This window comes from Haloarcula limicola (assembly GCF_010119205.1).
In the GTDB taxonomy this organism is placed as follows: domain Archaea; phylum Halobacteriota; class Halobacteria; order Halobacteriales; family Haloarculaceae; genus Haloarcula; species Haloarcula limicola.
In genome coordinates this window covers 912486-935481 of sequence record NZ_WRXM01000002.1, presented here as the reverse complement: position 1 = coordinate 935481, position 22996 = coordinate 912486, and the positions used below count along the sequence as shown (strand labels likewise).

Annotated in this window: 19 protein-coding genes; 9 read left to right on the top strand and 10 right to left on the bottom strand. The window is 66.5% G+C overall.

What is annotated here, in order from left to right:
• Nucleotides 1–72: 72 nt before the first annotated feature.
• A complete protein-coding gene (locus GO488_RS14135) occupies nucleotides 73–300 on the top strand; it encodes a hypothetical protein (protein WP_162318463.1) in 228 nt (75 codons plus the stop codon).
• Here GO488_RS14135 and GO488_RS14130 read toward each other — a convergent pair whose 3' ends face one another.
• From GO488_RS14130 to GO488_RS19705, 4 genes are all read right to left on the bottom strand, one after another.
• Nucleotides 301–2181 (bottom strand): ATP-binding protein, encoded by a 1881-nt coding sequence (locus tag GO488_RS14130; RefSeq protein WP_162318462.1) that lies wholly within the window; start codon nucleotides 2179–2181, stop codon nucleotides 301–303.
• Nucleotides 2178–4013: a PAS domain-containing sensor histidine kinase gene (locus tag GO488_RS14125; protein WP_162318461.1), complete on the bottom strand. Its 1836-nt coding sequence runs from the start codon at nucleotides 4011–4013 to the stop codon at nucleotides 2178–2180. Before GO488_RS14125 ends, GO488_RS14130 begins: the two co-directional genes overlap by 4 nt.
• Before the next feature lie 106 nt (nucleotides 4014–4119).
• Complete coding sequence (serA, locus tag GO488_RS14120) at nucleotides 4120–5703, bottom strand: phosphoglycerate dehydrogenase (protein WP_162318460.1); 1584 nt, start codon at nucleotides 5701–5703, stop codon at nucleotides 4120–4122.
• A 308-nt stretch (nucleotides 5704–6011) separates the two neighbouring features.
• Nucleotides 6012–6179: a DUF7556 family protein gene (locus GO488_RS19705; protein ID WP_164509647.1), complete on the bottom strand. Its 168-nt coding sequence runs from the start codon at nucleotides 6177–6179 to the stop codon at nucleotides 6012–6014.
• A 412-nt stretch (nucleotides 6180–6591) separates the two neighbouring features.
• On the opposite strand from GO488_RS19705, the gene GO488_RS14115 reads away from it, so the two are divergent.
• From GO488_RS14115 to GO488_RS14100, 4 genes are all read left to right on the top strand, one after another.
• The gene (locus tag GO488_RS14115) at nucleotides 6592–7437 is read left to right on the top strand and encodes a CBS domain-containing protein (RefSeq protein WP_162318459.1); all 846 of its coding nucleotides are present in this window, start codon (nucleotides 6592–6594) and stop codon (nucleotides 7435–7437) included.
• Nucleotides 7434–9170, top strand: a complete 1737-nt coding sequence (glyS, locus tag GO488_RS14110; RefSeq protein ID WP_162318458.1) for a glycine--tRNA ligase — start codon at nucleotides 7434–7436, stop codon at nucleotides 9168–9170. The genes GO488_RS14115 and glyS overlap by 4 nt, the downstream gene beginning before the upstream one ends.
• Nucleotide 9171: 1 nt before the next feature.
• Nucleotides 9172–9765, top strand: a complete 594-nt coding sequence (locus GO488_RS14105; protein WP_162318457.1) for a diacylglycerol/polyprenol kinase family protein — start codon at nucleotides 9172–9174, stop codon at nucleotides 9763–9765.
• A gap of 108 nt (nucleotides 9766–9873) precedes the next feature.
• Nucleotides 9874–12426, top strand: a complete 2553-nt coding sequence (locus tag GO488_RS14100) for a DEAD/DEAH box helicase (RefSeq protein WP_162318456.1) — start codon at nucleotides 9874–9876, stop codon at nucleotides 12424–12426.
• A gap of 51 nt (nucleotides 12427–12477) precedes the next feature.
• Here GO488_RS14100 and GO488_RS14095 read toward each other — a convergent pair whose 3' ends face one another.
• Nucleotides 12478–13356, bottom strand: coding sequence for an Sjogren's syndrome/scleroderma autoantigen 1 family protein (locus GO488_RS14095; RefSeq protein WP_162318455.1), 879 nt, complete (start codon nucleotides 13354–13356; stop codon nucleotides 12478–12480).
• A 180-nt stretch (nucleotides 13357–13536) separates the two neighbouring features.
• Here GO488_RS14095 and mdh point away from each other — a divergent pair, with 180 nt between their 5' ends.
• Nucleotides 13537–14451 (top strand): malate dehydrogenase, encoded by a 915-nt coding sequence (mdh, locus tag GO488_RS14090; protein ID WP_162318454.1) that lies wholly within the window; start codon nucleotides 13537–13539, stop codon nucleotides 14449–14451.
• Between the two features lie 56 nt (nucleotides 14452–14507).
• Here the strand turns inward: mdh and GO488_RS14085 are convergent, their stop codons facing one another.
• Genes GO488_RS14085 through GO488_RS14075 form a run of 3 tightly spaced genes read right to left on the bottom strand, consistent with a single transcriptional unit; the run spans nucleotide 14508 to nucleotide 16240 of the window.
• Nucleotides 14508–15209: an OapC/ArvC family zinc-ribbon domain-containing protein gene (locus GO488_RS14085; protein WP_162318453.1), complete on the bottom strand. Its 702-nt coding sequence runs from the start codon at nucleotides 15207–15209 to the stop codon at nucleotides 14508–14510.
• Complete coding sequence (locus GO488_RS14080) at nucleotides 15209–15592, bottom strand: DUF2073 domain-containing protein (protein ID WP_162318452.1); 384 nt, start codon at nucleotides 15590–15592, stop codon at nucleotides 15209–15211. The genes GO488_RS14085 and GO488_RS14080 overlap by 1 nt, the downstream gene beginning before the upstream one ends.
• A gap of 6 nt (nucleotides 15593–15598) precedes the next feature.
• Entirely contained in the window at nucleotides 15599–16240 is a 642-nt protein-coding gene (locus tag GO488_RS14075) for an Era-like GTP-binding protein (RefSeq protein WP_135303491.1), read from the bottom strand.
• Nucleotides 16241–17396: 1156 nt separating this feature from the next.
• Here GO488_RS14075 and GO488_RS14070 point away from each other — a divergent pair.
• Nucleotides 17397–18950 (top strand): Cdc6/Cdc18 family protein, encoded by a 1554-nt coding sequence (locus GO488_RS14070; RefSeq protein ID WP_162318451.1) that lies wholly within the window; start codon nucleotides 17397–17399, stop codon nucleotides 18948–18950.
• Between the two features lie 4 nt (nucleotides 18951–18954).
• Here GO488_RS14070 and GO488_RS14065 read toward each other — a convergent pair whose 3' ends face one another.
• Together GO488_RS14065 and GO488_RS14060 are read right to left on the bottom strand one after the other, a co-directional pair.
• Complete coding sequence (locus GO488_RS14065) at nucleotides 18955–19647, bottom strand: S26 family signal peptidase (RefSeq protein WP_162318450.1); 693 nt, start codon at nucleotides 19645–19647, stop codon at nucleotides 18955–18957.
• Between the two features lie 48 nt (nucleotides 19648–19695).
• On the bottom strand, nucleotides 19696–20331 hold the full coding sequence (locus GO488_RS14060; RefSeq protein ID WP_162318449.1) for a S24/S26 family peptidase: 636 nt from the start codon (nucleotides 20329–20331) through the stop codon (nucleotides 19696–19698).
• A gap of 216 nt (nucleotides 20332–20547) precedes the next feature.
• Between GO488_RS14060 and GO488_RS14055 the strand changes: the two genes are divergently transcribed.
• Both GO488_RS14055 and GO488_RS14050 read left to right on the top strand, forming a co-directional pair.
• Nucleotides 20548–22116: a DNA-directed DNA polymerase II small subunit gene (locus GO488_RS14055; RefSeq protein WP_162318448.1), complete on the top strand. Its 1569-nt coding sequence runs from the start codon at nucleotides 20548–20550 to the stop codon at nucleotides 22114–22116.
• 364 nt (nucleotides 22117–22480) lie between these two features.
• Nucleotides 22481–22945, top strand: coding sequence for a hypothetical protein (locus GO488_RS14050; RefSeq protein WP_162318447.1), 465 nt, complete (start codon nucleotides 22481–22483; stop codon nucleotides 22943–22945).
• Nucleotides 22946–22996: the final 51 nt, after the last annotated feature.

Genomic DNA, 22996 nt, shown 5'->3' with positions numbered 1-22996 from the left:
ACTCAGGGCGCAAGACGGACGTGCGACGGCCGTCCGATGGGTGCTTTTGCCGGGTGGGGACGATTACCACACATGCCCACGCGACTCACCGGAGTGGCATCGCCCCCGACGCCGCCGACCACCGAGAACGGCATCGAGAGCGGACGCGTCACGCCGCATCGGCCGTCGACCGTCGCCTCGCGGAGTCACCTGTTGCTCCTGCGCTGTCAGATCGCGGCCTTAGAGCTGGAGTTACAGCGCGAGCGGCAGCGTCGGCAGGAGGTCGTCGACCGGTACGAGCGGTTGCTGGCCGAGCGCTGATCACCGGATGACGCCGGTGAACTCGAAACGCGCGCCGCCCGATTCGCTCTCCGTGGCGCGGACGGACCACCCGTGGGCGTCCGCGATGGTCTCGACGATGTAGAGACCGTACCCCGTCCCCCCATCGCTGCCCGTGTAGCCCATCTCGAACACCGCCTCGCGCTCGCTCTCCGGGACCCCGACGCCGTCGTCCTCGACGTAGAAGCCGTCGGCGAGCATCCCGACGGTGACCGTCACCGCATCGGTCTCGTCTGCCGGTCCGTGTTCGACGGCATTCCGAAACAGGTTCTCCAGTAGCTCTACCAGTCGGGAGCGATCGGCCTCGATGGTCGCCAGTTCCTCGGTGACTATATTAGCGCGCTGGTCGGAGACGCTCTCGCGAGTGTCGAGGACGGCCTCTCGCAGCTGAACGCGATCGGTCTCGCCGACCGTCTGCCCCTTCTTCGCGAGCGTCAGCAGTTCCTCGGTCAGCTGTTCCATCCTGTCGAGCGCGCGGTCGGCTCGTTCCAGATGGGCCGGCTTCGGGTCATCCTTCGCGAGTTCGATGGAGGAACTGGCGACGCTGAGCGGGTTGCGGAGGTCGTGACTGACGATGCTCGTGAACTCCTCTAAGCGCTCGTTCTGGTGTTCGAGTTCGCGTTCGCGCTCGGCGCGGTCGAGCGCCGCCTCGACGTTCGCGGCGAAGATGTTCGCGAGTTCGTACGTGAACTCGTCGATCGTCCGCTCGCCCGTCGTGACGCCGAAGACGCCGTGCGAGCCGAGCGGGACGAGCGCCGCCGCCGGTCGCTCGATGGCGTCCCAGTCGGTGACCGCGTCGCTCCCGTCTTCGAGGACGAACAGCGCCTCGGCCCGCTCGTGGGCGCGTTCGCACCACTCGGCGTACCGGGCGTAGATGGACGGCTCGCCGTCGGACTCGACCGGCTGCAGCTCCCCGGTCGTCCTGTCCGCGAGGACGAGTTGCACGCGCGGGAGCGCCGGGATGTCCTCGGCGATCGAGGCGGTCACGTCGCCGATCTCGGTTCGGTCGCCCGCCCGGACGAGGTCGCGGCTGGCCTCGTGGACCGCCCGGACGACGTGCTCCTGTCGCTTCTCCTCGGTGATATCGCGCGTGCCGCCGACGATGCCGGTCACCGCTCCGGCCCGATCGTAACGGGGGGCTTTCGTCGTGTTGACCCACCGGCTGTGGCCCTCGGCGTCGACGTAGTGTTCGACCTTGTTGAGCATTGGCTCCTCGGTCGCCATGATCCGCTGTTCCTCCTCGTAGAGGTCCTCGGCGAGGCTCATCGGCATGAGCTCGTAGTCCGTGAGCCCCATCAGCGCCTCGCGGTCGAAGTCGTACTCCCGCGCCGTGACGGCGCTGGTGTCGACGAAGCGGCCCACGTCGTCCTTGACGAACAGTTGGTGAGGAAAGGACTCCAAGAGCGAGTCCAACAGCGCCGCGTCCGACTGGAAGTGCTCCTCGAAACCGGCGACCTGCTTGATCCGCCGAACGATGAGTTCCGTTCGCTCGCCGGCCATCGTCATCGCGGCGTCGCCGCCGTGGTCGACGACTCGACGGGCGAACTCCCGGGTCGTCATCATCGCCGATTCGATGTCGACGCCGTAGACGGCGACCGGAACGCCCGGGTGCGCCTCGACGAACTCGTCGAGTTGCGCCAGCCCGTCGACGGCGTCGTGCGTCTCGGTCTCGGGCGCGTGTAACAGCACGCAGCAGTCCGAGTTTCCCTCGACGGCAGCTACGTCGCCGACGACGGAGACGGCGACGTCGTCGACCGCTCGGAGCGCGGCAACGACCGGTCGGAGCCGCCCGTCGGGGTCGACACAGGAGACGCCTATGGGCGCGGTGGCCGTCGTCGTTCGACCGTCGCTATCGGCGGTCACCGGACCGTCACCCCCGTTATCTCGAAGCGAGTGTACCGGCCGTCGGTGTCGGCGCTCGTCACGGTCCAGCCGTAGGCCTCCGCGATCGTCGAGACGATGTAGCGGCCGTACTGGGTCCAGTCGTCGGTGTCGAGCGGGCGCGTCGCCGACGGGTCGGCCTCGGTCGATCCGTCGCCGTCGGCCTGTTCGATGTAGAGGCCGTCGTCACCGAGGCGGCCGACCCGGATCGTACGGCCGTCGGCCTGCCGCAGCAACACCCAGAAGAGGTTCTCGAACAGCTCGCGGAGGCGGTCGCGGTCGGCGAGGACGGTCCCGGCGCCGTCCAGTTCCAGCGTGGCGGCACCGGTATCGAGCGCGCCCCACGCGGCCTCGGCCAGCGAAGCGACCTCGACCGGCGTTCGCTCCCCGACGATCTCGCCCTCTCGCGCGAGCGTCAGCAGCTCGTCGACGAGGCGGTTCATCTGAGAGAGCGCGGCGTAGAGGCGGTCTCCGTGCTCGCCTTCGGCGTCTAACATCTCGGCCGCGCCGAACGCGATCTGCAGTGGGTTGCGCAGGTCGTGACTGACCATCGTCGCGAACTCCTCGAGGCGCTCGTTCTGGCGCTCCAGCTCCGCCTCGCGCTCTCTGAGTTCCTGTTCTCGCTGCGCCCGGTCGAGCGACGCCTCGACGGTCGCGCCGAGCACGTTCGCCAACTCCAGCGTGAACTCGTCGAGGGGGTCGTCCGGCCACATCCCCAGCGCGCCGTGTCGGCCGAGCGGCAGGACGACGGCGTCGATCGCCGACGGGTCGGCCGCGTCGGTGCGGACCGTCCGACCGTTCGGCTCGGTCGTGACGTACTGCGGGTCGCTCGTCTCGAAACTCCGCCAGAACCACCGTTCGTACCGGTCGAACGCCGTCTCCCGCTCGTCGGTCGTCACACTCGGGCGGAGCGTCTGGCCGTCGTAGAGCGCGACCTGAACCGACGGGAGCGCCGCGATGTCGTCCGCGAGTTCCGTCGTCGCCCGGCAGACGGCGGCCCGCGTCTCCGCTCGCATCAGGTCTCGGCTCCCCTCGTGAAGCATCGCCACGAGGCGCTCGCGACGGCGCGACCGCGTCACGTCGCGCGTGCCGCCGACGATGCCGGTGACGTTCCCCCCGGCGTCGTATCTCGGAACCTTCGTCGACGTCACCCAGCGGTCCCGTCCGTCCTCGACGTAGTGTTCGACGACGTCGACCTGTGGCTCCCCCCGTTCGCGGATGCGGCGCTCCTGCTCGTAGAGCGCGTCGGCGAGGTCGGGATGGAGCAGTTCGTAGTCCGTGAGCCCCGCTAGCTGGTCGCGGTCGTACCCCTGTGGCTGTGTCGTCGGCCGACTGCCCACGGCGAAGCGGCCGTGGTCGTCCTTGACGTAGACGTCTTCCGGAAAGTGCTCGAAGAAGTCCGCGAGCAGTCGCTCCGCCGAGTCGAACCCGTCGTCGCCGGTCGCCGCACAGCGCAGTCGATGCGCCAGCAGTTCGCCGCGTTCGGGCGGGACGTACACGGCGTCGGCGGCCCCCGCCTCGAGGGCCTCGACGGCGACCGCGGCTCCCGGAAAGCCGATAGCGTAGAGCACGACCGGGCAGTCGACGGCCGCGATCGCCGTCTCGACGCCGGCGACGCCATCCCGTTTCGGCGTCGTCGTCTCGTCGTGGACGACGACCACGAGGTCGTACCCGTCGGTGTCGGTCTCGGCGAGCGATTCCGGGTCGGTCACGTGGTCGATCTCGAACCCGCGTTCGGCGAGTTGACCCGCTAAGACGTCGAGTCGTCCACTCCCGTCCGCGAACAGGATCCGAACCACCTGTTTGTCGTCCACTCCCATACCACCACTTCGTTACCGGACAGTAACCACCGCGGCAGATAACCGTTCCCCTCGGAGAATCAGCGGGAAAAACCCGACTCGCTCGCCGTCTGGTCGCCGACTAGTCGTCGAGCGCGACGTAGGTCGTCCCGATGATGCGGTCGTCCTCGTTCAGTCGGTCGAGGATCTCCGCGCCGGGCTGGGAGTCGAGGTTGTACACCGAGAGCGCCTCCCCGCCGATGGTCTCGCGGCCGTTGAACATCCCCGCGATGTTTATGTCGGAGTCGCCCAGGACCGTCCCGATGAAGCCGATGGTGCCCGGCTCGTCCTTGTTGCGGACGACGAGCATGTGCCCGTGCGGGACGGCCTCGATGCGGTGGTTGTCGATGCGGACGATGCGGGACTCCTCGCCGCCGAACTGGGTCCCACAGACCGACACCGACTCCTCGCCGTCGGAGACGGTGACGGTGATGAGGCTCTGGTAGTCCTCGGCGGAGCTCGTCTTCGACTCCGTGACGTCGATGCCGCGCTGTTCGGCGATCTGCGGGGCGTTGACCGCGTTGACCTGGATGTCCGACGGCGCGAAGACGCCCTCCAGCGCGCTGGCGGTGACGTACTCGACGTCCTCGTCGGCGATGTCGCCGGCGTAGGTCACTTCGACGGAGCTCATGTGGCTACCGAACAGCTGGACGGCGATGCGACCGGCCGTGCTGGCCAGTTCGAGGTACGGCTCGACGCGCTCGAAGGTCGCCCGGTCCAGCGACGGCGCGTTGAGCGCGTTCGCCACTGGCTGGTGGTCGAAGGCGGCGATAACCTGGTCGGCAGTCGAGGTGGCGACGTTCTCCTGTGCGGCCTCCGTCGACGCGCCGAGATGCGGCGTGAGGATGACGTCCTCGACGCCCAGCAGGGGGCTGTCCTCGGGGAGCGGCTCCTCGCCGAAGACGTCCAGCGCCGCGCCCTTGAGGACGCCGTCCTCGACGGCCTCGGCCAGCGCGGGCTCGTCGATGATGCCGCCGCGGGCGCAGTTGACGACGTAGCCGCCCTCCAGTTGAGCGAGTTCCTCCTCGCCGATCATGTTCTCGGTCTCGGGGGTCAGCGGCGTGTGGATGGTGACGAAGTCCGCGGCGTCGAGGCAGTCGTCGAGATCGTCGACCAGTTCCGCGCCGAACTGCTTCGCGCGGTCCTCGCTGATGTAGGGGTCGAACGTGACGATGTCCATTCCCAGGTTACCGAGGCGCTTGGCGACCTCCTGGCCGACGCGACCGAAGCCGACGACGCCCAGCGTCTTGTTGTTGACTTCGGTCCCGAGGAACTCGCCTTTCGCCCACTCGCCGGCCTTCATGCGGTCGTGAGCTTGCGGGATGGAGCGAGCGGTGGCGAAGGCCATCGCGACGGTGTGTTCGGCGGCGGCGCGGACGTTGCCCTCGGGGGCATTGGCGACGATGACGCCGTGGTCGGTGGCGGCGTCGATGTCGATGTTGTCGACGCCGATCCCCGCCCGGCCGACGATGACCAGCTCGGGAGCCGCCGAGAGCACTTCGTCGGTGACTTCGGTGCCCGAGCGAACGATGAGCGCGTTCGCGTCCGACACCGCGTCGAGGAGCGCGTCGCCCTCGACGTCGTAGGCTGTCTCCACTTCGTGGCCCGCCTCGCGTAACCGGTCGAGACCGGCGTCGGCGATGGGGTCCGTGACGAGTACCTTCATACCCGACCGAACTTACCGGGGGGGCATAACGCTTGTTTTCTCGGAACGCACTGACGGGACTCCGCGACAGTATCGGCCGGTTTCGCCGTCTGAAACGCGCGTTGAAAAATTTCGGGAGCGTTCGATCGCTCTACCGGTCGCTCGCCGAGACTCGCGCGCCGAGCGTCCGCCAATCCGACGCGGACGTGGCCTCGCCGTCGGTCGCGCCCGACGACTGTGTCCCTCGTGGCGTCCGCACACCGAACGAGAACACCGGGGCTATCGGGGTCGATGCTCGGCTCGAAAAGGCGTCTTCCGGATGGGCCGACTTACCGCCACTCCGGGAGCGATGCGGCGTCGGAAAGCGGGAGTGTCATATAGGCGTCGTCCTGCGAGATATCTGCGATGACGAGCGTTTCAGTCTGACCTTCCTCGACGGAAGCCATGACTTCTGCGTCTTCGGCGACCTCCGCTGGGGCAACCGTGTCCGGCTCCATGCATGATAATATGTAACACCCACATATAAACGTAGCGGAATCACCGTCCGACGTGGGAGTACGTGCTACAATTCTGAACAAAAGAATCGTCAGTAAGTCGTAATGAATCTCGTTCGGAGCACGGAGAGACGAGCCCGATGTCCCTCGTTTTGTAGCGGAAAGAGGCGCTGCGGGAGAGAGTATACCGGGACGGATCCGATTCTTGGATACGCGATGTGAACATACCAGTTTTCGGTGGATTCTCTCCGCGCCTCGCCGTGCCGGCGCTCGTGTCTCCCCCGACCGGTCCGATCCAGTTCGGCACCCCGGCCTCGACATCGACGGCGGGAGACGGCTTCGTCGGACGATAACTCCCGGACGAGACCAGTGGATGTTAAGGACTTAGTAGATGCGGGGAGGAAGGTACGGCAGTATGAACGTTGCAGACGCGATGACGCCGCGCTCGGAAGTCGTCACGGTCGAGATTCCGGGTACCCGTGACGACGTGCTGGAGTACCTCCAAGAGCGGGCGTTCTCGTCCGTCCCCGTCATCAAAGAGACAGACGGCGGCGAGGAGTTCCGCGGGATCGTCTCTCGCGAGACGCTCATCAACAACCCCGACGAGGACCAACTCGCGATTCTGGTCGAGGAGACGCCGACGATCACGGCCGACGCGAGTATCGAGGAGGCCGCGCGGCTGATGGTCACCGAGGCGGCGCGTCGAGTCCCCGTCGTCGACGGCGAGTTAGAGGGCATCGTCACGATCACCGACGTCGTCCACGCCATCGCCAACGGCGACGTCGACGGGGACGCCGAAGTCGGCGGACTCGCCCGGAGCGACATCAACTGCATCTACGTCGAGACGCCCCTGACCGTCGCCGAACGGGAGCTCTCCCACGCGGAGGTCCCCTACGGCATCGTCTTAGACGACGGCGGCGAGATGGCCGGCGTGCTGACCGAAGTCGACATCATCGACGTGGCCCGCGTCGTCGAGGGCGAAGACGACACCGGTGACTCCATCGCCAATCAGGACGACGAGTGGGCCTGGGAGGGCATCAAGGCCGTCGGCGGTCGCTACATGCCGACCCGCAACGTCGAGTTGCCGACCGAACCCGTTCGGGAGTTCATGACCGCCGACGTCGTCACCGTCAGCAAGCGTCGGACCGCGCGGGAGGCCGCTCAGCAGATGATCGAACACGACATCGAACAGATCCCGCTGATGGCGGGCAACGAACTCGTCGGCATCGTCCGCGACGTCGACCTGCTGGAGGCGCTATGAGCGAGGGCGAACGGCTGACCGAGCTGGCCAAGCGACGCGGCTTCTACTTCCCGTCCGCGGGCGCGTACGGCGGCGCTTCGGGCTTCTGGACCTACGGCCCGCAGGGCGCGGCGCTCAAATCGAACATCGAGGACGCGTGGCGCGACCGCTTCGTCGTCCGCGAGGGCCATCAGGAGATCTCCGCGCCGGACGTGATGCCCGAGCCGGTCTTCGAGGCGTCGGGCCACCTGGAGGGCTTCGACGACATGATCATCGAGTGTCCCGGCTGCGGCGCGACCCACCGCGCCGACCACCTCGTCGAGGACGAGACCGACATCGAGGAGGCCGAGTCCCTGCCGAACGAGGAGATCATGGATATCATTGCCGACCACGGCATCGAGTGTCCCTCCTGTGGCGAGTCGCTTTCCGGCGTCTCGGTCGACAACTTCAACCTGATGTTCGAGACGAACATCGGCCCCGGCAGTTCCTCGCCGGGCTACCTCCGCCCGGAGACCGCACAGGGCATCTTCGTGGAGTTCCCGCAGCTCTCGGAGTACGCCCGCAACCAGTTGCCCTTCGGCGTCGCCCAGATCGGGAAGGCCTACCGGAACGAGATCTCCCCGCGGAAGTCCCTCGTGCGCGTGCGCGAGTTCACGCAGGCCGAACTCGAACACTTCGTCGACCCCGAGGACGACGAACCGCCGCTCGAAGCCGTCGAGGACGTGACGCTGCCGCTCTACTCCGGCGAGAGCCAGCAGGCCGAGGACGGCGGCGTCGAGAGGCTGACCGTCGGCGAGGCCGTCGAAGACGGCGTCATCGCGAGCGACTGGGTGGCCTACTACCTGGGCGTCGCCCGCGACTGGTACGAGCGCATCGGCGTCGACATGGACCGCTTCCGGTTCCGTCAGCACCTCCCGGGCGAGCTCGCCCACTACGCGTCGGACTGCTGGGACGCCGAGACCGAGATCGACGGCGACTGGATCGAGGTCACCGGCTTCGCCTACCGGGGCGACTACGACCTGCGGAAACACGCCGACCACTCCGGCGAGGACTTCACCGTCTTCAAGCAGTACGACGAACCCGTCACGGTCGAACGACCGACGGTCGACCCCGACATGAGCTATCTCGGTCCCGAGTTCGGCGGCGACGCGCAGGCCGTCGCGGACGCGCTCGAAGCGCTGGCCGAGCGCGACCCGGATGCCTTCGAAGGCGACGAGGTGACCGTCGAGGTCGACGGCGATTCGTATACGGTGCCGGTCGAGGAGACGAACTTCAGCGTCGAGGAGGTGACCGAGAACGGCGAGCACGTCCGACCGCACGTCGTCGAACCCTCCTTCGGCGTCGGTCGCCTCATCTACACCGTCCTCGCGCACGCCTACACCGAGGACGAGGTCGACGGCGAGGAACGCACCTACCTCGACCTCCCGCCCGAACAGGCCCCGACCACCGTCGGCGTCTTCCCGCTGATGGACAAGGACGGCATGGCCGAGTACGCGGGCGACATCGCGGACGCGCTCCGGGAGGCCGGCCACTCGGTCACCTACGACGACTCGGGCGCGATCGGCCGACGCTACCGCCGACAGGACGAGGTCGGCACGCCCTACTGCGTCACCGTCGACTACGAGAGTCTCGAAGAAGACACCGTCACCCTCCGCGAACGCGACTCCACCGAGCAGACGCGGGTCTCAATCGACGGCCTCGCCGAGACGCTCGACCGCCTCGTCGACGGGGAGACGACCTTCGACGCCCTGTAAGATGGCCGACGAGGTCGCCCGGCGGCTCGTCCACGTCACCGGCTCGACGGTGCCGCTCGCGCACGTTCTCGCCCCCACCGTCGTCACCTGGCGGGTCGTCCAGGCGTTCCTCGCGCTCTCGCTCGCCGTCGTCGTCGTCCTGGAGTTCCTCCGCCTCTCCGTCGGGTTGGACTGGGCGATCTACGACCGACTGACGCGGCCCTACGAGCAGGACAACCCGGCGGGCTACGCGCTGTACATCGTCGGGATGGCCCTCGTCGCGGGTTCGGTCGGCGTCCTCGGCATGCCCGTCGCCGTCGCCGTCTCGGCGATGTTGATGCTGGCCATCGGCGACCCCATCAGCGGCCTGCTCGGCTCCAACGACGCCAGCACCGTCAAGCAGGTCTGGGTGTTGCTGGCGATGTTCGGCGTCTGTACGCTGCTGGCCTCGCCGTTCGTCCCGCCCGCGGCGGCGGTCCTCGGTGGCCTGGCCGCGACGTTCGCCGACGGCGTCAAACCCACCGTCGCCGGCTACGTCGTCGACGACAACTTCTCGATCCCCGTCCTCGCCGCCGCGGCGATGTGGGCCGGCGTGGCGTTTCTCGGTGGCTTCTGAACCGCTCGATAGCGACACCACCACCGACCGTGCCGAGCGAACCGCGAGCGCTTCACTTTCACCACGCTACCTGAATCCTTAACCGGCATCGGGACGAACGCCACCCCAATGGCGACCGCCGACGCCGACGCAGACGCCGGTGGGGAGTACGTCGAGCACCCGCTGGTCACCGACGATCTGCTGGAGAACCGTCGGTATCAGGTCGAACTCGCCGACGTGGCCGAACACGGCGACACGCTCGTCTGTCTGCCGACCGGCCTCGGGAAGACGACCGTCTCCCTGCTGGTGACCGCCCGACGCCTCGCCACCGTCGGCGGCAAGTCCCTCCTGCTGGCCCCGACGAAACCGCTCGTCCAGCAACACGCCGAGTTCTACCGCGAGGCGCTGACGATTCCCGACGACGAGATCGTCGTCTTCACCGGCGAGGTCCGCCCCGACGACCGCGCCGACCTCTTCACCGACGCCCGAATCGTCATCGCCACGCCGCAGGTCGTCGAGAACGACCTCGTCGGCAACCGGATCGACCTCGGGCCGGTCACCCACTGCACCTTCGACGAGTGCCACCGCGCGACCGGCGACTACGCCTACAACTACATCGCCGACCGCTACCACGCCGACGCCGGGAACCCCCTCGTCACCGGCATGAGCGCCTCGCCCGGTGACGACGAGGAGGCCATCTTGGACGTCTGTGAGAACCTCGGCCTCTCGGAGGTCGCGGTGATGACCGAGGACGACGCCGACGTGGCCGAGTACACCCACGACACGAGCGTCGAGTGGAAGCGAATCGAACTGCCGGAGGTGGTAATCGAGATCCGCGACGCCGTCAACGAGGTGGTCGCCGACCGCCTGGCGGAACTGAAAGAACTCGGCATCACCAACAAGTCTTCGCCGGACGTCTCCGAGCGCGAGATCCAAGGAATGCAGGCCGAGCTCCGGAAGCTGATGGACAACGACCAGAGCGAGGGGTACCAGGGGATGAGCTTCCTCGCGGAGATCCGGAAGCTCCGGACGGCGGTCACCTACGTCGAGACCCAGAGCGTCGAGTCTCTGCGGCGGTACTTCGAGCGCTTGAAGGAGGCCGCGCGCTCCTCGGGCGCGTCGAAGGCCGACCAGCGGCTCGTCAGCGAACCCAAGATCCGCGAGGCGATACGGAAGGCCCGCGACTACGACGACCTCCACCCGAAGTTCCGCCGCACCCGGATGCTGCTCGCCGAGACGCTCGGCATCGAGAACGGCGAGCGTGTCATCGTCTTCACCGAATCGCGGGACACCGCCGAGACCCTCGTCGACTTCCTCTCGGAGCACTTCCAGACCGAGAAGTTCGTCGGCCAGAGCGACACGGAGGGCAGCGAGGGAATGACCCAGAAAGAGCAACAGGAGACGCTCGATCGCTTCCGCAGCGGGGAGTTCGAGGTGCTCGTCTCCACCTCCGTCGCCGAGGAGGGGCTGGACGTCCCCGAGGTCGACCTCGTCCTCTTCTACGAACCGGTCCCCACCGCCATCCGCGCCATCCAGCGGAAGGGCCGGACCGGCCGACAGGCCGAGGGTCGCGTCGTCGTCCTGCTCGCCGAGGACACGCGCGACGAGGCGTATTTCTGGAAGGCCAGGAACGACCAGAAGCGGATGAAACACGAGCTGAACGACCTCAAGAGCGCCGCCGGCGAACTCGAAGCCCGACTCGACCAGACTGGGCTGGACGAGTACGAGGACGCCGACGGGACCGGCCAGGCCAGCGGATCGGGCGCAGTCGACAGTTCCAGTGGAAGCGGGGGGGTAGCCGAGACTGCCGAGGCGACGGCCACTCCAGCCGAAACTGAGGGCGGATCGGCGACCGGAGAGAGCGAGGGTCCGGACGCCGACGCCGCCGCCGGTGCCGACGGTTCCGGTGACAGCGACGGTGACGGCCAGACCGGTCTCGACGCCTTCGCCGGCGAGGACGTGGCCGCGACCGAGACCGGGGCGAGCGAGGCGGAACTCGACGGCACCGTCGCGGCCGCCGACGGCGACGACGGGATCGAGATCGTCGCCGACCAGCGCGAACTGGACTCGACCATCGCCCGCGACCTCTCGACGCGCGAAGGCGTCGAGACGCGACTGGAGACGCTCGCCGTCGGCGACTACGTCCTCTCGGACCGCGTCGTCGTCGAGCGCAAGACGGTGGCTGACTTTTTGGATACCCTGACTGGCGGCGACCGCTCGATGTTCGAACAGGTCGGCGACGCCACCCGCCACTACGCCCGCCCCGTCGTCGTCATCGAGGGCGAGGACCTCTACGGGTCTCGGAACGTCCACCAGAAGGCGATCAACGGCGCGCTGGCGTCGCTGGCCGTGGACTTCGGCGCGAGCGTGATGCACACCGCGGACGAGGGCGAGACGGCCGACCTGCTAGAGGTCATCGCCGGCCGCGAGCAGGACGACGGCGACCGCGAGGTGAGCGTCCACGGCGAGAAGCAATCGAAGACCCTGCCCGAACAGCAGGAGTACGTCGTCGCCTCGGTCGCCGAAGTCGGTCCGGTCACCGCCCGCAGTCTCCTCGACCACTTCGGCAGCGTCGAGGCGGTGATGACCGCGGCCCACGAGGACTTACTCGACGTCGACGGCATCGGCGACGTGACCGCAGAGCGCATCCGCGACGTGGTCGGTGCCGACTACGAACCCTGAGTCCGCCTTCCGCGTCTATTTCGCTCGCGGCGGATAGCGGCGTTACCGACGCTAGCGTCTCGTCGCGTCGAGCGCTTCGGCCGCCTCGCGGGCCGCCGCGAGGTAATCCTGAGCCTCCCTCGGGTTCTCGGTGGCCGCGGCCCGCTCCGCGAACCGTCGGACCGTCTGCGCGAGCGCCGTCTCCGCCGCCGCGAGGTCGGTCGCCACGTCGCCGCCCGACTCGGACCGGGCGGCGGTTCGAGTCGAAGCGGAGGGGGTCGACCGACCGGCCGGCGACGGCTGTCGACGGGCAGAATTCCGCTGTGGGTCCTCTTCCCGCGATTCCGTGCCGGCATGGTCGGTCCCGGCACCTTCCGCCGGCTGTTCACCCCCCGCTTCGGCTGGAGTGCGCTCCGGGTCGGCCGACGGTATCTCCTGGGACGTCTCCCGGACCTCGCGCTCCGACCGGCCGGCGGTCGGGTCCTCGGTAGCGGGCCGTCCGCTGGCCGTCTGCTCGCCCGTCGAACCGGTGGCGGGCGAGTCCGTGCCGGCCGGCGCTTCGTCGCCGGCTTCGCCGTCGGCGGCCGCACTCTCGTCGTCCCCGCCGAACTGGACGCGGGCCTCCTCGCTCGGGTTGGCGACCTCGATGTGGTCGCCTGACTCCCCGCTCGCGTCCGGTCCGCTCTCGTCGTCCGCTCCGTCTCCGGTCGTCTCCGTCTCGTCGTCGGCCTCGGCTTCCTCCCGCGAGATCGGTTTCTGGCAGGTGGGACAGAACTCCTGGCCGTCGTAGCGGAAGACGGGATCCCCGCAGTCCGAACAGTGAGCGTTCGTCATCGTCGCGCCCTTCAACAGGAGTTCGCTCATCTGTTCGGTCGCCTCGCGTTTCTCCTCCTCGGCCTCGAACCTCTCGCGTAACTTCTCGCGCTCGGCCTCTTTGTCGAAGTCGCTCATACCCGATGCAACGCCGCGGGGCTGAAAACCCTTTACGGGTAGCGACTGGCGAACGGGGGCTCCGTTCCGGTGGAGAGGCGTTCCGACGGGCCTCTCGTGGCGGACTTGTTCATCGTCGTTTGCCCGGATGAAGGGGGTTTCGACACGTTTAACGTTCGCGCGGCAGGCGTTTCGAATGGTATGACAAAGGTAAGCGTAGTCGGCGCGGCCGGAACGGTCGGCGCTGCGGCAGGGTACAACATCGCGCTCCGCGACATCGCCGACGAAGTCGTCTTCGTCGACATCCCCGACAAGGAAGAGGACACCATCGGGCAGGCCGCCGACACCAATCACGGCATCGCCTACGACTCGAACACGACGGTCCGACAGGGCGGCTACGAGGACACCGCCGGCTCGGACGTCGTCGTCATCACGGCCGGCATCCCCCGCCAACCGGGCCAGACCCGCATCGACCTCGCGGGCGACAACGCGCCCATCATGGCGGACATCCAGTCCTCGCTGGACGAACACAACGACGACTACATTTCGCTGACCACGTCGAACCCCGTCGACCTGCTGAACCGCCACCTCTACGAGGCCGGCGACCGCTCGCGCGAGCAGGTCATCGGCTTCGGCGGTCGTCTCGACTCGGCGCGCTTCCGCTACGTGCTCTCGGAGCGCTTCGACTCGCCGGTCCAGAACGTCGAAGCGACCATCCTCGGCGAACACGGCGACGCGCAGGTGCCCGTCTTCTCGAAGGTCCGCGTCGACGGGGCCGACCCCGACTTCACCGACGACGAGCGCGAAGAGATCCTGGGCGACCTCCAGGAGTCCGCGATGGACGTCATCGAGCGCAAGGGCGCGACCGAGTGGGGCCCGGCCCGCGGCGTCGCCCACATGGTCGAGGCCATCGTCCGGGACACGGGCGCAGTCCTGCCCGCGTCGGTCAAGCTACAGGGCGAGTTCGGCCACGAGGACACCGCATTCGGCGTCCCCGTCCGACTCGGCAGTAACGGCGTCGAGGAGATCGTCGAGTGGGACCTCGACGACTACGAAGAAGAGCTGATGGCCGAAGCGGCCGAGAAGCTCTCCGACCAGTACGACGAGATCGAATAAAGCGAGTGATAGCGGGCGTCTCTCGTCCCGTCCACTGTCCGCCGCTTTCGCTCTTTCTAGGACTCTCGAATCGTCTCCGGAACCTGAATCGAGTAGCGCCCGTCTTCCTGCAGGGCGACGATGTACTCCTCGCGGTCGTACAGCTCCATCAGATTGAGTTCGTACTGCCCCGGTTCGAGCACCTTGATCGACTCGAACTGGTCGTTGAGTTCCTCGCGCAGTTCCTGGAGGTCCGGGCGGTCCGCTTCGTCGGGTTCCTCGGATTCGTCCTCGTCCGTCTCCACCGGCTGGAACCGGTGTTCCGTCTCGGAATCGCCCTGCGCCGCGGAGATCTCGTCGGGCGAAACCACGTCGCCGCGAGCGCTCGCCTGTGCGGCGTCTTCCGCGTTGGCGGCCTGTCCTTCGGCTGAGTCGGCCGCCGGTCCGTCGGCGTCCTCGGTCGCGCCGGCAGACGCCCCCGCGCCGGCGTCCGCCTCGGGTTCGGCACCGATAGTCGGCTGCTCGTCTTCGCCCGACGGACCGCCGACGAAGTCTCGAACCGTCGCTGCGGTCTTGCCGACCGTGCGCGCGACCGCGCTGTCGCCGCCCGGTGGCTCCGGCGGTTCCGGCGGTTCCGCGTCGCTATCGGGCGGCGTCCCGCTGTCGACGCCGTCGGGGCGGAACTGGAACTTGTTGCCGCCGCAGTTCGGACAGCCCGAGAGCATCTCCTTCGAGCCGTCGTCGAACACGCGGCCACAGTTCGTGCACTGGTGGGGCATTATTTCCGGGAGACGAGCGCGCTGATGAGGGTTTCGTCCTTGTGGAGCGTCTGGATCTGGTTGGCCGGCCCGATAACGGTCAGTTTCTTCGTCGACTCTTTGCCCATGATACGGTCCAAGATGCTCGCGTCGGCGGCCTCGGATTTGGGGTAGGTCTCGATCTCGATGCCGTTGAACTCGTCGGGGCTGATCTCGGTCATCGTCACCTCGATGAGTCGGGACTCCTCGTCCGGCGAGAGCCCCTCTTCGAGGATGACGATGTTGCCGTCTCGCACCCCGTCGAGAATCATCCGTATCTTCTCCATCGAGGCCATCCCGTCCATCCGTTCCCCGCTGATGAGGTCTATCTGGACGCCGTCGTCCTGTCCTTTGATTTCTGCCATTCTAGTTCACCCGAAGTACTCCGCGATCTTGTCGTAGACCTCGTCCATGTTGTCCCCTTCCAGCGCCGAGAGCGGAATCGTCTCGTGCTGGGGGTAGGCGTTTCGAATCCGCTGGACCGACGAGTCCTCCAGGTCGATCTTGTTCGCGAGAATCAACACCGGGAGGTCCTGACTCTCGATGATACCGATGAGCATCGTGTTGACCTGCGTGAACGGATCGGTCGAGGAGTCGAGCACGTAGATGACGCCGTCGACGTCCTCGCGAAGCCAGTGCATCGCCTCCGCGACCCCTTCCGTGGCTTCCCGGGAACGGCGTACGGCGTCGTCTTTCTCCATGTCGTGTTCGAGGAACTCGGTGTAGTCGACTTTCGTCGTGACACCGGGCGTGTCGACGATGTCGATGGTCACCTTCTTTCCGTCCCGCTCGATCTCGACGTTCTCCTTTCGCCGCGCGCGGCGCGTCTCGTGGGGGACGTGACTCTCCGGGCCGACGGCGTCGCCGGTCCAGTCCCGCGCGATCCGATTCGCAAGCGTCGTCTTGCCCGCGTTCGGCGGGCCGTAGATACCGATCCGCTTCGGGTCTTCTTCAGAGAACAGCGTCGATGCTGCCCGCGAAATGCTATCTTTGAGGTTTGTTAACAATCCCATCCTATCCTCCGGCCGCCCGGACGTGCCGAACTGGCGGCTTCTGCCCGTAGAAGACAGACGAATTCACTTAAGGCTACGTCAGACATATGAAATGACTCTGATATAATTGGCTGTCGAATATATGGGATCTTACTGCGCTTCCTCTTTCAGCAGGATCGACTGAGAGACCGTCGGGGTGTCCGAAAGCGACGAAAACAGCATTCTCTATCGATATTCACCCCTGTCACAGTATATCGATCGTCTAATCGATGTTAGAGTAGACAGGTGAGAGAGCGAGAGTGAAGCGGTCGAGAGTTTGTCAATATGGAGAGGTGACGCGAGACAGCAGGCGTTAGGTGAGCCGGGCGGAGCCGATATGTCAGAATGGGTCCAGAGTAGGTGGACGGGAAACAACGGTGGGCGGGATAGGTTCCCCCCCCACCCCTTCGTTTCGGGTGGAACCGGCAGTAGGTCCGTCATCGGGACCGCGCGACGGCCGATTCGAGAGCGTTCGAGGAGGGCTCGTCGCGACCTAGACTAGCGGTGAATGGACTGACAGAGACTAAAACACTAGTCTAGCCGTACACCACAACTACTAGTCACTTCTTCCTCTCTAGTGCGGGTTTGGTTTTTGTGATACCCTATTAAATCTTTCCTAGACTAGCGACCGACCGCTGCTGACTCACACCCCCACCCACCTTCTTGAGCCATTCCACCCGAAACGAAGGGGTGGGGGGGTCCTCCGGAATTCGGGTTAGAGGTCTCTCCGTCATCTCTCTCGGAAGTGGTAACCACCTCTTACGACGACGGTCGGAGCGATCGCGATCGAGCAACTGCCATAGGTCAACTTCCCCGTGGTTCGGCTCGAATCGACTCACTACCCTCTCTCGCTCGTAGCCAGCCGGTGGTACCACCGCCCTAACGACTGGCTATCGGTCGTCTTCCAAAACCGCGATTCAGAGCGTCTCTTCCCATCGATGGCGACGTTTCAGGTCCAGTCGAGAGCGGCATACGACCGAAATATTTAATATGCAATCAGCCACGGGTTCATGTGGTTCAACTGGACGCACCCGAGAGCGTCGAAACCCGTCAGCGATGGCAAAAACGCGCCTGTCGCGTCCGCTCTCCCTGTGCGTGCCCGTCTTTCCACTCGAAACGAAGGGGTAGCTCTCCGAGCATGACTGACCCAAGCGACGACCCGGACACGGAGCCTGAGACGCCGGAGGACGATTCGTACGACCTCTCAGCGGACGAGCAGTCCGACGAGACGCGATCGGGGATGCCGGATCTCGACGACGTCGTCCTCGACAACCTCGATACCGGCGACAGTGACGACTCCGACGAGGCCTCCCGCGGATTATTCGACGACTTACTGGAGGGCGAACCGATATTCGAGAACAAAGAGGTGCTTCGCCCCTCCTATACGCCGCACAAACTCCCCCACCGCGAGGAGCAGATCAACAACATGGCGACTATCCTCGTCACGGCGCTCCGCGGGGATACGCCCTCGAACATCCTCATCTACGGGAAGACGGGGACGGGCAAGACTGCCAGCGCCAAGTTCGTCAGCGAAGAACTGGAGACGACGTCACAGAAGTACGAGGTCCCCTGCGAGGTCGAGTACATCAACTGCGAGGTGACGGATACGCAGTACCGCGTCCTCGCGCAACTCGCCAACAAGTTCATCAACAAGAACGTCGAGGTGATCGACGACCGGCTCGGGGAACTGAACGACCTCGCTTCGCGCGCACGCGAAGACGACGCCGCCCTCGCCGACGCCGCCTTCGGGAGCGTCGACGCGATCGAAGACGAGATCGACTCGTTGGCCGCGGACAAGGAGGAGTTCGAGGAAGTGCCGATGACGGGGTGGCCCACCGATCGAGTGTATTCCTCCTTTTTCGAGGCCGTCGATTACCACGAGCGAGTGGTCGTCATCATGCTCGACGAGATCGACAAACTCGTCGAGAAGTCGGGCGACGACACGCTCTACAATCTCTCGCGGATGAACTCCGAGCTGGATAACTCCCGGGTCTCCATCATGGGAATCTCGAACGACCTGAAGTTCACCGACTTTCTGGACCCCCGCGTCAAGTCGAGCCTCGGCGAGGAGGAGATCGTTTTCCCGCCCTACGACGCGAACCAGCTGCGAGACATCTTGCAGGCACGGGCCGACGTCGCGTTCAAGGGCGATGCGCTCTCCGAGGACGTCATCCCGCTGTGTGCGGCCTTCGCCGCACAGGAACACGGTGACGCCCGGCGCGCGCTCGACCTCCTGCGGACCGCGGGCGAACTCGCCGAGCGCGACCAGACCGACCACGTCGAGGAGGGCCACGTCCGGCAGGCCCAGGAGAAGATCGAACTCGACCGGGTCGTCGAGGTGGTCCGGACGCTCCCGACCCAATCGAAGATCGTCCTCTTCGCGATCATCCTCTTGGAGAAGAACGGCGTCCGCAACATCAACACCGGCGAGGTGTTCAACATCTACAAGAACCTCTGTGAGGAGATCGACGCCGACGTCCTGACACAGCGTCGGGTCACGGACCTCATCTCCGAGTTGGACATGCTCGGCATCGTCAACGCCGTCGTCGTCTCGAAGGGCCGGTACGGCCGGACGAAGGAGATCTCGCTGTCGGTGCCGACCGAAGAGACCGAAGCGGTCCTGCTCTCGGACTCCCGACTCGGCGACATCGACGACGTGCAACCGTTCGTACAGGCGCGATTCGACAACTGAAACGCTACGCGGCGGCAGTTCCGTTCTGCTGGGGGACCGGGTCGTTCGCCGAGGTGACCGGCCCCGATTCGAGCGCTGCGGCCCGATTCCACCCGAGTCTGATCTCTCCCAACAGCGGGACGCGCCACTCGGCGGTCCCGACGACCCACGACGCCTCGACGGGTTCGCTGATGGGGCTCATCCCGACCTGATCGTAGCGGGCGTTGTTGTCGCCCTTGGTGATGAACCCGGCGTGGGGAGCGGGGCAGTGAGTGAGTTCGGCGCAGTCGTCGGCCGCTCCGATGGCCGCGGGGTCGGCGCGGTCGTACCAGTTCTCGCCGTCCTCGACGTAGAACATCGCTCGGTGGATGATGGGCGTCGTTCGGGTGTCACCGTCGGGGGCGTAGACGATGACGTCGCCGGGCCGCTGGAAGCGGACGTAACTCTCTCCACGCTGGTAGGTCACGACGCCGTGAGTGGCGTTCGGTCCGGCGAACCGCTCCTCTTCCATGACGAACACGAGGTCGCCCTTCTGGATGTGAGGGTCCATGCTGGGGCTCTCGATGGCGACCAGCGGCGGCCAGACGCCGCTGACCGAGAACAACAGGAGGCCGACCAGCAGGACGGCACCGGCGCTGCCGACGACGTCCTTCACGTAGACCAGTGCGCCGGGACCCCCGTCGTCACCGATCGCCGACAAACCCTCGTCGCTGGACATTCCTATGGGGGTACTGCCAGACGGGCAATCAACGTTCCGCTGTCGGAGCTACGTCGCGCGGTTCTGCGGCGGCGACTGCGCCGGCCGCGTCGGCTGCGTCTGGAGGCGGATCCAGCCTAACCCCGGTATCCGGAGCTCCGCCGTGCCGATGACCCACTCGGCGCGGACGACGCCGCTAGTGGTCGTCGCCTGGTCGTACGCGTCGTTGTTGTCACCCTTCGTGATGAAGCCGGCGTGGGGGGCGGGACAGTTGCGCAGTTCGGCGCAGTCGTCGGCCCCGCCGACGGCGTCGGGGTCGGCGCGGTCGTACCAGTTCTCGCCGTCCTCGACGTAGAACATCGCCCGATGGATGACGGCCGTCCGACGTTCGCTCCCGTCCGGTTCGTAGATGATGACGTCGCCGGGCTGTTCGAAGCGGACGTACCCCCCGGCGCTGCGAGCGGTGACGACGCCGTGGACGGCGTTCGGCCCAGAGAACCGTTCCTCGTCCATCAGAAACACCATGTCGCCGGTGTCGATGTGCGGTTCCATGCTCCCGCTCTCGATGGCGACCAGCGGCGGCCAGATACCGCTGACCGCGAACAGGAGCGCGCCGACGAGCAACACCGCGCCGACGCTCGACCCGATGTCGCGGACGTACACCGCTACCGGGACGCTCTCGTCGTCGCCGCTCGCGTCGGCCATCTCAGAACCACCCGCTACAGACTGGCCGGTGTCGTCTGACCTCTCGTCGACAGGGTCGTCGGGGACCATCCGTACCCCGGATTGTCAGCACCCGTGCATCAATGTTGTGACGCCCGCCGAGTACCGGCCGCTCGTCTCGCGGTCACCTGCCGTGTCGCGTCCGCCCGCCGTTTCGGGTCCGCTATATTTTTGCCCGCAGACGCGGAGTACCAGGACGTGCCGCTCTCGACGCCGGCCCGGATCGTCAGCGAACTCGCCAGTCGCGGCTACAACGCCGAGCGCGAGGCCGTCACCCGACTGGCCGACGCGCCGGATTCCGCTGCCGCCCTCGAACGCGCACTGGAAACGGTGCCCGACGACGCGCTGAAGCTCACCGTCGCGCACGTCGATTCCGTTCTCGACCGCGAGGAATCGCGCGCCGACGCCACCGCGCGGCCCGGTAACTCGCCACAGCCGAACGCGACGCCGACAGACGGGGGCGACCCCTCTGTTTCGACTGGAACCGCCGCTTCCCAATCGCCGGACAGCCACGACCGAGCTCCACCCGAAACGAGGGGGTCGCGGGACGTGGACCTCTCGAAGCGAGCCATCGAAGTGGCCAACGACATGACCGGCAACTCGACGGGCACCGGCGAGTATCAGGACTTCGTCACGGTGTTTCGGGACCGCTACGAGAAACTCGCGGGCAACCTGCGCGGCCGGGTGAACCACCGACCGACGGACGCCATCCAGAACATGGCGGGGGGAAGCGAAGCGGCGCTCATCGGGATGGTCTCGGACATCCGCTCGACGGCCAGCGGGCACTGGCTGGTCGAACTCGAAGATACCAATGGGACCTTTCCGTGTCTCGTGATGAAAGACCGCCCGATCGCCGATCTGGTCCAGCAACTCCTCTTGGACGAGGTCATCGCCGTCGACGGAACGCTCGCCGACGACGCGGGCATCCTCTTCGTCGATTCGCTGCACTTCCCCGACGTCCCGCGGACCCACAAGCCCTCGACGGCCGACCGCCACGTCCAGGCGGCGCTGATATCGGACGTCCACGTCGGCAGTCAGGAGTTCATGGCCGACGCGTGGCATCGCTTCACCGATTGGTTGCACACGCCCGAGGCCGAACACGTCGAGTACCTGCTCATCGCGGGCGACATGGTCGAAGGCGTCGGGGTCTACCCCGAACAGGACAAGGAACTCGACATCGTCGACATCTACGAGCAGTACGAGGCGTTCTCGGAGTACCTCAAGGAGGTGCCGGGCGACATGGAGATCCGGATGATCCCGGGCAACCACGACGCGGTGCGGCTGGCCGAACCACAACCCGGCTTCGACGAGGAGCTGCGGGGGATCATGACTGCCCACGACGCGCGGGTCCACTCGAACCCGGCGCTGGTGACGGTGGAGGGGGTTACCATCCTCATGTACCACGGCGTCTCGTTGGACGAGGTCATCGCCGAGCTCCCCGACGAGGAGGCCAACTACGACGAGCCCCACAAGGCGATGTACCAACTCCTGAAGAAGCGCCACGTCGCCCCGCAGTACGGCGGCCACACCCGCCTCGCGCCGGAGGACCGCGACTACCTCGTCATGGAGGAGGTCCCGGACGTGTTCCACACGGGCCACGTCCACAAGCTCGGCTGGGGGAAGTACCACAACGTCCTCGCGCTGAACTCGGGGTGCTGGCAGGCCCAGACGGAGTTCCAGAAGTCCGTCAACATCGATCCCGATGCCGGTTTCGCCCCCATCCTCGATCTGGATACGTTGGATATGACGGTGCGGAAGTTCGCGTGAACCCACCTTTTTCACCCGGGGGCTCGCGCTCGCCAGCGGCGAGCGCTCAACCCCGGGCCAAAAACGTGGGCGAAAAAAGCCGGAATCGCCGTCGGCGATTCCGGTGAACCGGCGGCAAAGCCGCCGGATGCTCTCAGGTCAGCCTGCCCTTCCCTGTCTTCGTGAGCAGCGTGAACGAAGGCTCGTCAGAGTCCGCTCTGACGGTGTCTGTGCGCGATGAAACGCGCTCCCGGCCCGGCGTCGAACTGACTCTCAGATACTCCCCAGTTTGCCCCCTATTTCCACTCCAGCGACGCCGCGGGATGGCATTTTGCGCGCCGGGGTCAGCGAGAACCCTTTTGCGCCTCCCGCGACACGTTCGCCTGTGTCGAAGCCACGTCGCGCCGAAACCGAGTCTGTCGAAACGCGCCGTCGGGTGCTCGCGCTCGCCGGAACGGGCATCGCAACGGCCCTCGCGGGATGCGATGGGGCCTCTCAAACGGAGACGCCGACGCCGACGTCGGGAGAGGTGTCCGTCACGCTCACGCTCGAAAACCGGGACGACGTCGCCCGGTCCTACGAGGTCGTCGTCAATCAGGGATCCAGCGTGACCGATAGTTTCTCGGGGACGTTGCCCGCCGGCGAGTCCGTGAAGATGGTCGCGACGCTCCGGCGGACCGACGAGCAGTACGACTTCAGCATCAACAGCGAGGGCGGCCAACGGGGGCGAACGTGGGACCCCGCGGAGTGTGCCGACTTCGTCGTCGACGCAGCCATCGAGAACGGCGAACCGACGTTCGACGCGCGGTGTCTGAGCGAGGGCGAATCGCCGTCCGCGTCGCCGTCGTAGCCACCGGATCGCGGTTCGCGTCGCCGCCACTCTATTCGGCCGGGCGCTCCT